This window comes from Clostridium sp., assembly GCF_036660475.1.
Lineage (GTDB): Bacteria > Bacillota > Clostridia > Clostridiales > Clostridiaceae > Clostridium_J.
Genome location: NZ_JAVXAO010000027.1, coordinates 1 through 10,858, shown reverse-complemented (window position 1 = coordinate 10,858; position 10,858 = coordinate 1). Strand labels below are relative to the sequence as shown.

The 10,858-nt window shown below is 29.3% G+C and carries 10 protein-coding genes; 2 read left to right on the top strand and 8 right to left on the bottom strand.

Annotated features, from left to right (window positions below; all coding sequences use genetic code 11):
- Window positions 1-408: 408 nt before the first annotated feature.
- From RSA29_RS18535 to RSA29_RS18505, 7 genes are all read right to left on the bottom strand, one after another.
- The gene (locus tag RSA29_RS18535; RefSeq protein WP_346944289.1) at window positions 409-1,347 is read right to left on the bottom strand and encodes a GNAT family N-acetyltransferase; all 939 of its coding nucleotides are present in this window, start codon (window positions 1,345-1,347) and stop codon (window positions 409-411) included.
- On the bottom strand, window positions 1,337-2,521 hold the full coding sequence (locus RSA29_RS18530) for an MFS transporter (protein WP_346944290.1): 1,185 nt from the start codon (window positions 2,519-2,521) through the stop codon (window positions 1,337-1,339). Before RSA29_RS18530 ends, RSA29_RS18535 begins: the two co-directional genes overlap by 11 nt.
- A 506-nt stretch (window positions 2,522-3,027) precedes the next feature.
- Window positions 3,028-3,768, bottom strand: coding sequence for a tRNA threonylcarbamoyladenosine dehydratase (locus RSA29_RS18525; RefSeq protein WP_346944291.1), 741 nt, complete (start codon window positions 3,766-3,768; stop codon window positions 3,028-3,030).
- Between the two features lie 222 nt (window positions 3,769-3,990).
- Window positions 3,991-5,235 carry a DUF1015 family protein gene (locus RSA29_RS18520; protein WP_346944292.1) on the bottom strand — a complete coding sequence of 415 codons (1,245 nt, stop codon included), beginning with the start codon at window positions 5,233-5,235 and terminating at the stop codon, window positions 3,991-3,993.
- Window positions 5,236-5,259: 24 nt separating this feature from the next.
- A complete protein-coding gene (locus RSA29_RS18515) occupies window positions 5,260-6,171 on the bottom strand; it encodes a D-2-hydroxyacid dehydrogenase (protein ID WP_346944293.1) in 912 nt (303 codons plus the stop codon).
- A 151-nt stretch (window positions 6,172-6,322) separates the two neighbouring features.
- Window positions 6,323-7,396: an alanine--glyoxylate aminotransferase family protein gene (locus tag RSA29_RS18510; RefSeq protein WP_346944294.1), complete on the bottom strand. Its 1,074-nt coding sequence runs from the start codon at window positions 7,394-7,396 to the stop codon at window positions 6,323-6,325.
- A 369-nt stretch (window positions 7,397-7,765) separates the two neighbouring features.
- Window positions 7,766-7,942 carry a hypothetical protein gene (locus tag RSA29_RS18505; RefSeq protein WP_346934499.1) on the bottom strand — a complete coding sequence of 59 codons (177 nt, stop codon included), beginning with the start codon at window positions 7,940-7,942 and terminating at the stop codon, window positions 7,766-7,768.
- Window positions 7,943-8,178: 236 nt separating this feature from the next.
- Here RSA29_RS18505 and RSA29_RS18500 point away from each other — a divergent pair, with 236 nt between their 5' ends.
- Both RSA29_RS18500 and RSA29_RS18495 read left to right on the top strand, forming a co-directional pair.
- Window positions 8,179-9,399: a DUF1576 domain-containing protein gene (locus RSA29_RS18500; protein ID WP_346944295.1), complete on the top strand. Its 1,221-nt coding sequence runs from the start codon at window positions 8,179-8,181 to the stop codon at window positions 9,397-9,399.
- Window positions 9,400-9,401: 2 nt separating this feature from the next.
- On the top strand, window positions 9,402-9,743 hold the full coding sequence (locus RSA29_RS18495; RefSeq protein WP_346944296.1) for a hypothetical protein: 342 nt from the start codon (window positions 9,402-9,404) through the stop codon (window positions 9,741-9,743).
- 88 nt (window positions 9,744-9,831) lie between these two features.
- Here the strand turns inward: RSA29_RS18495 and sfsA are convergent, their stop codons facing one another.
- Entirely contained in the window at window positions 9,832-10,524 is a 693-nt protein-coding gene (gene sfsA / locus RSA29_RS18490; protein WP_346934496.1) for a DNA/RNA nuclease SfsA, read from the bottom strand.
- Window positions 10,525-10,858: the final 334 nt, after the last annotated feature.

The window sequence follows — 10,858 nt, the reverse complement described above, 5'->3', positions numbered from 1 at the left end:
TTGTTTCTTTGCCGCATCTCTCAGCGACAAGACTTATAATACCATGGTTTTTAATTCTACAGTATAGTTATTCTCCCCTTACACCAAAAATATACACTATATACTATATATTTCTTTATAATACTACAAATATCTTATGTTGATACACTAGGTCAAGTATCCTTGTGCATTTAAACTATTATAAATATAATATACTTTTAATAATATTATTAACTCAATACTGACGTAAATAATATTATATTATTATAAAATTAAAGCCCACTATCTTAACTTTTATAGTGAGCTTTAATATAATTCTTTCATTATATTAACTTTACATATTTGATTCTTTGGAACCTCATCAATGATTTCAGCCTTCTTCTTACAATTATGAGTCATAAATTCTTAGTTTAAATGTATATATACCCTTTACTTATTATTCTTATAGAATATAGTATGATCTCTCCACTTTCCATTTATATAAAGATATTCTTCGGCCACCCCTAATTTCGAGAAGCCACATGATTTTAACACGCCTTGTGACCTTTCATTATCAACCAATGTAGTAGCTTCTATTCTGTGTAATCCTAAATCTTCATAGGCATATCCTAACATTAAATTCACTGCTTCCTTCATATATCCTTTACCTTGACAGTTTTCATCTATAGAGTATCCTATAAATCCACTCCTAAATACACCCTGAACTATATTATACACCCTAATTCTTCCTATTATTTGATCATCCTTGTATATACCAAAGTGAGCTCCTGATTCCTTAATGAATTCTTTATAATTTTCTATAATAGATTGTCTTTGAACATCTATACTATAGAAACTTTCATCTCTATGAGGTTCGAATTTTGATAAGAATTTCCTATTTCTCATATAATACTCACTTAATGCCTCAGCATCTTCTGATGTTAAAATTTTAATATATATTTCATTACCTTCAATTTTTAATTCCTTTCGATAAAAGTTACTATAATATTCTTCTTCTGATATACCAAACAATAAACTTCCTTCATGCTTTGATTTTACAATTATACTATCAGATATGTATCCCTCTAATTGAAAACCTAAATTAGTAAATGGAGTTAAACTTATTTTTTCATCACTTATAATGTTCACCTTATAAAGGCCTCCATCCTTTATTAGCTTCTGCAATATCACTTTTAATGCATCCTGTAATATTACATTAGCTTCATTTCCACTTTTATAAAACTTAAGTTTTATAATCACTGCTTTATTCTCTTTGTCTAAATCTATAATATTAAATCGCCCAACTGTAATTCCACCTAAGCCTCTTATTATATACTTATTAACCCCATCATTAACCTTGTCAATAGTAACCAATTTTTCAACGCTCACCTTCACTACCTCCACTACAAAACATCTGATATTTACCCTTATAAATCATCAAGACAAATATTATAGAAATAACTAAGCTAATAGGAATTAAATAAAAGGTCTTAGCTGTGCCAATTACATCATTGAATTTACCCATTACTAAATTCATTATCATACTTACAGTACTAGAAAATGTTATAATAACACCTGTAATATAAGAACTATTTTCTTTAAATACTTTGCTTATTGTTACAACCATTGTTGGATAAACTATAGCAAAAAATAAACCTGTAACACATATTAAAATAAGTGCTTTACTTCCTATGATAAGTGCGGTTAATAATAAAATAACCGCTATTGTAAGTGAACCCAATACTGCTTGTAGGTAACCTATCTTCTCTGCAACGAATCCACCTATAAGTCGTCCTATAGTAAGTAAAAAGAAAAAGGATGCTAAAAATATTGCCCCTTTGCTACTTGTAAAATTATAACTATCCATTAGAAAATTAACTATCCAATTTGACATACCCATTTCAGCAAATACATAAGTACCTAATGCTATCCCATATAAGTACACATATTTATTCTTAAATATTAATGCTGTATTCAACTTTTCCTTTTTACAGGTTTTATCTATATTTGGTAATTTAACAACGAAGAAGATTGCTAATATAATAATAAACAATACTGCTATACCAAAAAAAACGCTTCTCCATCCTATTCCTTTGTCTAAAACCGTTCCAATTGTAAACTGACCTATGGAAGACCCGAAACCATAGAAACAATGTGCTAAATTCATCATAATGGCTTGCATCGTAACAAACAATACTGGTATTAATGTGTTTATTCCAATTGTTACAAATGCTATTCCCATATTAATAAAAAACATTCCAATCAACAAAACTCCATATACCTTAGATATTGCAACTATCAACACAGAGGTTATAATACTTAATAACCCCATACAAATTACATTTCTTTGTCCAATTCTTTCACATAATAATCCGCCTACATATGTAAATACTATATATCCTAATGAGCATGCAGATAACATCATACCCATACTAGTATTGTTTGCATTAAATGATTCTTTAAACACCGGTATAAATATACCTTTAGTGTTATCAACTATGGCAATTGCGGCCATAATAATAAATATAAAAATGGTTGTTGTAACATTTTTATTTTTCTCCACTAATATCACTCCTTTTCCAAAGATATTATAACATATTTACTAGTCGTTTTTTTTTATTTAAACTTCTAATTTACTATTATTAATTATACTTTATGTTTATTTATAATTAACTTTTATTTTTAGTAAATATGATACTTTGTTATACTTATGATTATCAAGCTATTCTTATATTACGACGGAGTTTGCTTAAGAGGAATATCTAACTCCAACAAAGTATTAGAATCACCTATCTATAATCTTATCCTATGTTATCCACCACTAAAAAAGATAGGAGTGTACAGTTGCTATGCATAGTATAAATTAACCCGAGCCAGTTATAGTGACATCTACTAATATAGATAATCCGTCAGTATCTTAGTTTTACTGACGGATTTTTATTATCTCGTATATGACCTAATTAAATTTACACCTTTAATCCTTTAAAATCCTATGAGAATTTTATTTTTCATGATAACCTCTCTAAATTGTACATTTCTAATTAAACGTTAGATACTAGTATCTATAATTTACTTAATTAAATCCCTAACAACTTCACCAGCAATTATCATACCAGCTACTGGTGGTACAAATGATATACTTCCTGGCGTTTGCCTTTTCTTCGCAGCTTTTGTAGATTCTACAACCTTTGAAAGTTCCTCTGCTACTTCTACATGAGGCTTCATTGGAAGCTCATCAGAAAATACTACTTTACATTCTTTTATTTCTCGCTTTCTTAGTTCGTTCCTCATAACTCTGGCAAGTCGACATCCCGAAGTATTATATATATCCGTAACCATAAATCTAGATGGATCTAATTTATTTCCTGTTCCCATGGAACTTATGATATCAATATTATTCTTCTTGCAGTACTCTATTAATACGAGTTTTGAAGTTACTGTATCGATAGCATCTACAACATAATCAACACTTTTATCTATTAATACCCCTACATTATTTACATCCACAAAAACTTCGTGTGTAATTACTACACAGTCAGGATTTATATCTAAAATTCTATTCTTCATAGTTTCAACTTTACTCTTGCCTAAAGTTTTAGTTGTTGCATGTATTTGTCTATTTATATTCGTTAAACATATATCATCATTATCTACTAAAACCAAAGTTCCTACTCCACTTCTTACTAATGCCTCCACAGTGAAACTTCCTACTCCACCTACTCCAAACACTACTACTTTGCTTTTTTGTAACTTATCTAAATTATCCGTTCCTATTAATAACTCTGTTCTTGAAAAAATATGATTAGCCATCTTTATCCTCCTGTGTTTACTTTTTTATAAGACAGACTACAATTCTATTTACGATTTAAAATTAAGTCATTTAAATTCTTAGCTTTAGAATATATCAATTTTATATTTTTTACTTATATAATTCAACTATATATCTTAATTAAAGTAAAAAAAGCTAAATCTCATAAGAACTTTTCAGTACTTACAAAATTCAGCTTAATTTATACATTAAAATTTCTTTAATTAACTTAGCTCGTGAACGAATATTCCACTTCTAAGTTTAGGTTCAAACCAAGTTGATTTAGGTGGCATAACTTCACCTGCATCAGCAATGTTCATAAGTTCAACTATACTTGTTGGATTCATAGAGAATGCAACTTTCATTCCTTCTTCTACTCTTCTTTCAAGCTCTTTAAGTCCTCTTATTCCACCAACGAAATCTATTCTATCACTTGTTCTTGGATCTTCTATAGAAAGTAATGGTCTTAAAAGATTTTCTTGAAGAATTGAAACATCTAAGCTCTTAACTGGATCTTTACTATCATATGTTCCATCTATTGCACTTAACTTGTACCATTTGTTATCTAAGTACATTCCAAAGTTTCCTTTTCCCTCTGGTTTATACTGGCCTTCACCTTTGAATTCTTCTACCATGAACTTCTCAGCTACCTTACTTAGGAATTCTTCACTTGAATGTCCATTTAAATCTTGAACTACTCTGTTATAATCCATTACATATAAATCATCTGCAGGGAATATAACTGATAGGAAGAAATTAAATTCTTCTTCTCCAGTGTAGCTAGTATTAGCTTCTCTTCTCATTTGACCAACTTTTACAGCTGAAGCTGCTCTATGATGACCATCTGCTATATAAAGATATTCAACACCTTTAAATAGTTCTTCTATTCTTTTTACAGTGCTCAAATCATCGATAACCCAAACAATATGAGATATACCATCTTCTGAAACGAAGTTATACTCTGGATTTTTAGTAGTCCAAGTAGCCACGATTTCATCTATTTCTGCAACATTCTTATAAGTTAAGAATATCGGACCTGTATTCGCATTACAATGATCAACATGTTTAATTCTATCTTGTTCTTTCTCCGCTCTTGTGTGTTCATGTTTTTTAATTATATTGTTCATATAATCATCTATAGAAGTACACCCAACTATACCAGTTTGAATTCTTCCATCCATGATTTGTCTATATATATACATACTTGGAGCATTATCTTGTATATACGTTCCATCTGCTCTCATAGTATCTAGATTTTTTCTAGCAGTATTATAAACTAATTCATCATACTGATTAGTCTCTACTGGTAAATCAATTTGTGCTTTATCAACATGTAAAAATGAATAAGGATTACTTTTAACCATGTCCCTTGCTTCATCCGTATTCATAACATCATAAGGAAGTGCTGCTACCTTATCAACTAATTCTATTGTTGGTCTTATTCCTTTAAAAGGTCTTACAACTGACATAATCTTTCCCCCTAGTTATTTATATTATTTAAAAAAATCAAATATAGTTTGAACTATTTCCTCACCAATTCTAGTTTGAGCTTCTACAGTAGCTGCCCCTATATGTGGTGTAACTGATACTCTTGGATGATTTATTAATGTTTCATTCTTAGTTGGCTCAACTTCGAATACATCAACTCCAGCTCCTCTTAATTTTCCACTATTAAGAGCTTCAAGTAATGCTTCTTCATTAACTACTCCGCCTCTAGCACAATTAATTAATATAGCTCCATCCTTCATCATATCAAGTTGAGCTTTATCAATTGTAGCTCCTTGCGCCTTAATAAATGGTATATGAAGAGACACATAATCAGCTTGTGGTAATAACTCTTCTAATGTGCAGAAATCATATTTGTCAAAACCTTCAGCTTTTCCCATTATATCAGTATATATAACTTTCATACCTAGTACTTCAGCCTTCTGTGCAAGACATCTAGATATTCTACCAAATCCAACTAGACCTAATGTTTTCCCACTAATCTCAGTTCCTTCATATTTTTTCTTTTCCCATTTGCCTTCTCTCATAGTAACATTTGCTGTATTTATAAATCTAGCTACTGCAAACATATGAGCAAGTGCAAGTTCTGCCACTGATGCACTACTAGAATTTGGAGTGTTAGCAACTTTTATTCCCTTTTCTGTAGCATAAGCTACATCTATATTATCTACACCTACACCACCACGGATTATAAGTTTTAGTCTTCCAGTTTCACAAGCTTTATCAATTATTGGTTGTCTAACTTTTGTTGCACTTCTAACTACCACAACGTCAAAATTCTGTAGTTCAACCCCTAGTTCTTCTGGCTCATAGAATTTTTCTACAACTTCATACCCATTGTCTTTTAAAACCTTTATTCCACTTTGTTCCATTCCATCCGTAACTAATACTCTTAACATAACAATCCTCCTAATAATGATTAAATTTTTAAACTTTAGTATTCAAGACAGTTAAATTCCCATTTTGTTAATACTTATTTATTTTTACAATAATAGACTCTTTTAAATTTAATTAAGAAGGGTTGTACCCTTCTTAATTAATATTTATTTATTAAAGCCCTAATATTTCGTTAATATTTCTTAATAATTCTTCTAACTCTGCTGGAGTAGTTTCAGCCATATGAGCTATTCTAAAAGTCTTGTCCTTTAATTTTCCATATCCATTAGAAATTTGATATCCTCTTTCACCTAAAGCTTTATTTAAAGCCGCAATATCAATATTTCTAGTGTTTTTTATGTTCGTTAAAGTATTAGACATATATTCTTTAGCAGGTAATATTTCAAAATATTTTTCTGCCCATGCTCTAACAACCTCTGCTCCTGCAATATGTCTTGCAAATCTATTTTCAAGACCTTCTTTGTTTATTATCTTATCAAGCTGATATTCCATAGCAAACATATGAGATAATGAAGGTGTTGATGGATATTGGTAGTCTTTCTTTTGGATATATTCATATAATCCTAAAAGATCTAAATATATTCCTCTATTTGGAACTTGTTTTGCTCTTTCTATAGCTTTTTGAGAGAATGTACAAGCAGCCATTCCTGCTGGAAGACCTAATGCTTTTTGAGTTGAAGTAATACATATGTCTACACCCCACTCATCAACCTTAAGCTCAGTTCCTGCTGCTGAACTTACTGTATCTAAACAAAATACAACTTCAGGATATTTTTTCATAACTTTTGCAATTTCATCTAATGGGTTCATAACACCAGTTGAAGTTTCATTATGAGTTACTGTTATTAAATCATAATTTCCTGTTGATAAAACTTCATCAATTTGCTCTGGAGTAGTTGGCTCACCCCATTGAACTTCATATAAATCTGCTGGAACATTATTAGCAGTTGCCATTTCATACCATCTCTTACCAAAAGCACCAACTGCAAAAACTGCAGCTCTTTTAGCAGTACAAGAACGTACAGCACCTTCCATAAGACCACTACCTGAAGTAGTTGAAAGTAATATTTCCTCTTTTGTATTAAATATAACTCTCATGTAATCACTAATTTGTCTTTGAATTCTTGAAGCTTCCTTACCTCTGTGTCCTATCATCGGTGTAGCCATTTTTTCTAAAACATCTTGTGCCACATCTACTGGTCCTGGTATAAATAATCTTTTATGCATAATTCACCCTCCTAAAATAAGTAAACGTTTATATTTCCATTATTCTTTTGAAATCAATTACATTTTAACATCTTTGCATATATTTCTCAAGACAATAGACGAAATATTTTAAAATTATATTATCATTAAAATATTTCGTTAATTGTTCATGAATTTATCTAAGTATTTATATTTTATATCTATAAATACTACAAATTTTAAATTTCTCTATTTAAATTTGTAGTATTTTGTATTTTTTTAATCTAGTTGGTAATATAAAAGTGATAGTATTTTAAGTAGTCTATTTTGAATAAATATACTTTAAGTATTTGTAATTTAAATCAAAATTTATCTATCCTTTATACTACCACCTTTAATTGTAAAGTTTATTTAATACTCAAAACAATCTAAAATTGATTCTGTTTCTCTACAATACCTAACAATTAAACATTGCCCTAAATTTCTTGGACATTTTTTACACATACAGTTAACAACTTTACCATCGCACTTCTGTTGTTTAAAATCCGGACATTTTTCACAATTATATACAACTACATCCATTACCATTATTATTTCCTCTTTCTTTATATAAATTTATAAAACATATATGAAAGTCGCTATAGTCTTTATTGATTAATTATATAATTCAATTATAATACGAATAATATAGTTATATAGATTTAATCTTGCTATAATAAAGAAGTAAAGCCTTAAATATATTAAAACTATACACCTTTATTATTAATGTGTAAACAACTACAAAGGAGCTGATTCTTATAAAAGACTTTACTACCAACCTCCCCTTGCCATATAGATTATTCTTATGTTTTAGTGTAATTTTGATATTTATATCATTTTTATTTAATTCTCCCCTAGAAATATTACAAGGTTTAAAAACTATAATATTAAACCCCGACATCTTAATAACAGATTATATTGAACTAGGTGGAGTTGGCGCTACTTTTATAAATTGTGCACTTTTAATTATTATATATATTACTATGTTATCAGCTCTTAATGTCGCTCCATCCGGTACTATAATTGCTGGTATATTTACTGTAGGTGGTTTTTCACTTTTTGGTAAAAACATATTAAATATTTGGCCTATAATATTAGGAATTTGGCTATATTCTAAATTTCAAAAGGAACCATTTTCTAAATATATAGTTTCAGCAATATTTGGAACAACACTCTCCCCTGCATTAATTCAAATAGTAGGTCATCATTCTATACCAATGTATATGTCAATATTTCTTGGTACATTAATAAGTGTATTTATTGGATTTTTACTTCCACCACTTGCATCTGCTTGTATGAGACTTCATCAAGGATATAGTTTATATAATGTTGGTCTTGCAGCTGGACTTTTAGGTACAATTTTAATGTCACTTCTGCGTGCTTTTGGAATTGATTTTGAAAGTAGAATTATATGGTCCACAGGAAATAATTTATCTTTCTTGATAATCTTCTCAACAATTTTTCTAATAATGATATATCTTGGATTTAATTATAACGGGAAAAGTTTTAAAAATGTTAAAGACGTTATGAAACATTCTGGTAAACTTATTACAGATTTTTACCTTATTTTTGGTCACGGAGTTACTCTAATTAATATGGGTATATTAGGATTATTTTCATTGCTACTTGTTGTATTAGTTAATGGTGACTTAAATGGTCCTACACTAGGTGGTATATTAACAATTGTTGGCTTTGGAGCATTCGGAAAACATTTAAGAAATATAATACCCATAATGATAGGTATATTATTATCTACATTTTTTAATATATGGGAAATAAACTCTCCAAGTGTTATTCTAAGCCTTTTATTTGGAACTACCCTTGCTCCTATCGCTGGTGCTTTTGGTGTTATATGGGGTATTATTGCTGGAGTGTTACATTCTTGTTTAGTAATGAATATCACATATTTGCATGGAGGCATGATTTTGTATAACAATGGTTTTTCTGGTGGTCTTATATGTATGTTTTTACTACCATTAATTGCTGCATTTAGAAAGGAAGTTTAATTATGAAGCATTTACATCAACGAAACATTCGAATAATTAGTGAACTTAGTGGATATTTAGTCAGAGTAGGCTGTAATGATATGCATATAGATTTTAATACTATCGATAATATTACTCACATTATCTTTACTACTACAACCAATTGTATTAGTGAAGAAAATCTAAATGAATTGAAAAAATTATTAAATCTGCCTAGAAGAAAAGACATAGAAGAGTACTACTGGGAACTTAATGGTGACGATGATTTTAATTCTGAATTAAGTTTAATTGGAATGATGACTGATTCAGCTAATATCACATATGATAATAATATACTTGAAATAAACCTTATAAGATCATTATAAAGAATAAACACCTGTATAATACTATTTTATAATGTATTACAGGTGTTTATTCTAATTTATCCTCTATATCTATTCATGGAATCAAATGCTATAACAATACTTTCACTTCTGTAGTCAATTCTATAGAATTTTCATCTAAGCTACATTGATATGCATATATGTCTACACCATTGTCTTTCGCAGATCTTAGTGCATCAGCAAATACTTTGTCCATTTCTTTATTTGGTGTAAATGTAGTTATATTATCCATTTGAATTAAAAAAATTACACCTGCACCTCTTCCTGTATTTTTTACATCTATTAACTCTAATATATGTTTTGTACCTCTTTCAGTAGGTGCATCTGGAAATCTACTATTACCATGGTCTTCTAATGTTACACCTTTAACTTCCAAATAATATTCTTCATCTTTATTATTGATCAACTTGAAATCAAATCTACTTCTTCCAAAGGTTTTTTCTCTAGAGATTTTTGAGTATTCTTCTAACCCCTTTATCTTCTTATTTATTAATGCCTCTTCTACTATTTTATTTGGTGCTTGTGAATCTATATTGATTAATTTTTCGCCCTTATACCCTGCAATCAAACTAAATCTAGTTTTTCTATTAGTTCCATTTTCCGATCTTATTAAAACATTGCAACCAGGAACTAATATTTCTCTGCATCTACCTGTATTAGGTACATGAACAAGCTCTTCTTTTCCATCTATTAATACATATCCCTGAAATCTATTTGGTCTCCTCACAAACTCTACAACTCTAGTAGTTTTATCAAATATCATAATTACCTCCATATATATACAATGGTTTAAGTCTTACAAAATTTAAATATAGTATCCATAATAAATTACAACCCTATTCTATATTTAACACCAAAAGAATAAATACTTATCCACAATAAATTTGTTTTTGTTGTAGTTTATCCACTTATACTCACAATATGTTATCAATTCGTTTAATTTTCAATCCAACTGTTGATAATTTTTAGTTTTTTATATAAATATATACCTAAATATATATAAAAAAAAGTTAAGGTTAAATACCTTAACTTTTTATACTCTTGGGGTGAACGATGGGATTCGAACCCACGACAACCAGAACCACAATCTGGCGCTC